The sequence below is a fragment of the Stenotrophomonas sp. P5_B8 genome (assembly GCF_054049855.1).
In genome coordinates this window covers 1-1,700 of record NZ_JBFULO010000616.1, presented here as the reverse complement: position 1 = coordinate 1,700, position 1,700 = coordinate 1, and the positions used below count along the sequence as shown (strand labels likewise).

Genomic DNA, 1,700 nt, shown 5'->3' with positions numbered 1-1,700 from the left:
GGTCGGATAAAGATCATCACTGGCCGTGGGCCGTCAATGAGGCCAAAGCTGGAAGACGGTGACATCATCTGGATCGACACAACCTGCGACTACTTCGACGGCGACGACTACTACCTGATCAATATCGGCGGCGAGACGCAGATCAAGATGCTCCAGAAGCGCGGGGACGGCCTATACGTGGTCAGCGTGAATACTGACTTCCCAGCCTACCGGCCAGATCCAGGCGACGTGAGCATTCTTGGAAAGGCCCTTATCCACGCTGGTTTGCGCAAGTTCTAAACGCCTCGAAAACGATTTGCGCCTGGGGCTTGCAATCTGGCGCCGCCGCCGCTACCCTTCGCGCAAGTCGGACTGGAAATATCCGGTCGGCGCTGGGCCCCAACTCGTTGGGGCCCTTCGCTTTTATGGGCTAACCTTGACCCCGTAACCTGGGATGGTTCCGCTCGGAGAGCGCCTGATCCTTGCGCGAATCGCGTCGTACGCCCTGCTTTGCTGGCTTGGCCGCAAAACGTGGGAGCCAAGCGGCCGGGCCGCAAGATCGGCGATCTGGAGTCCGGCGGAGTTTGCCGCCTTGGGGACCATCAGCAAGTCAAAGGGCAGTGCTCGGCGGCACGCGTTGTTTCCGCTGACGATCTGGTCGAATGCGACCCTGAGTTGCGCGTCTTCTTTTTTCCCTCGGCACTCAACAACCACCGTCGTTCGACGTGCCCCATGCCCTCTATCGTTCAACTCTAGAAAAGCTCGCTCAAGCACGAAACTCATCGACAACTCGTATGGGTTACGTGGCGCTGCGTAACGCTGGATGTACCTTTCCTTGTGAATAACGCTGTAAATCAGCTGAAAACCACCGTCCAAGAAAATTTCAGCAACCTCTTGATGGAAGCTATCGCGACGCTCGGCAATTTGTAAGAAAGAGAACTCGCCCCGCGGCTTGCGAATCTCTCGCTCGTGGAGGATAGCCTCCGTGTGTCCCCAGTATTTGAGCTTGAGACGTCCGAGCGCCGGGGAAAGGACGTCCACGTACTCTTCCTTTGCCACTAGAACCCCGCAGAGCACGAAGACTGGGTAATGGCGATCGATGGTTTCCAGCCCATGATCGCCACTCTCATCAATAAAGAGCATGTAGTCGCTGAACATCCGTTTCCGCGCTCACTCACTAGACTAAAACTGGCGTTGATCTTAGCAAAGACACTGCGCGCCCCGGTTGGCCACAACATATGGACCATCCATGCTCAAAACAGCACCGTCCGTTAGCTTATGGCTATTGACAGGCAAATAGCCTTTGGCTAATGTTCGTTCGTCGCCCCAGTAACAGCCCATCCGGGCCGGGGCACGGAGTCTTCCATGGCCTACATCAGCACCACTGATCGCTCCCACGCCGTCGTGGAAGCGCGTCCGCGTAACGAATCCATCGTCATCAAGATCGGGGACGCCCTCATCGTCCTTGAGCAGGCAGAAGCACTGCAGCTCAGCGCCGACCTTGCTTCAGTGGCCGGCCAGTTCAGCCCCGCCCTCCAGCGCGGCAACGCCGACCTGGTCCAGGTGCACGCATGAGCGCACCTGTCGATGTCCTGGCGCTGCGCGACGACCTCGCGTGGTGGATTCGCCTGGAGCGCGGTGCCAGCCGACGCGCTCGGTACTTCGAGCGCCGGGCAAACAACCCCAAGAACCCGAACCGTGCAGCTTCCGCGCGTGTCGCC

Annotated in this window: 3 protein-coding genes; 2 read left to right on the top strand and 1 reads right to left on the bottom strand. The window is 58.8% G+C overall.

From position 1 onward, the window contains the following. The coding region (locus ACXJKH_RS20000) for a S24 family peptidase (RefSeq protein ID WP_457321979.1) at positions 1-279 on the top strand (279 nt) is incomplete at its 5' end. 123 nt (positions 280-402) lie between these two features. Here ACXJKH_RS20000 and ACXJKH_RS19995 read toward each other — a convergent pair. Beyond that, a complete protein-coding gene (locus tag ACXJKH_RS19995) occupies positions 403-1,137 on the bottom strand; it encodes a DUF3800 domain-containing protein (protein WP_457321977.1) in 735 nt (244 codons plus the stop codon). 207 nt (positions 1,138-1,344) lie between these two features. On the opposite strand from ACXJKH_RS19995, the gene ACXJKH_RS19990 reads away from it, so the two are divergent. Continuing rightward, entirely contained in the window at positions 1,345-1,554 is a 210-nt protein-coding gene (locus ACXJKH_RS19990) for a hypothetical protein (protein WP_457321975.1), read from the top strand. Positions 1,555-1,700: the final 146 nt, after the last annotated feature.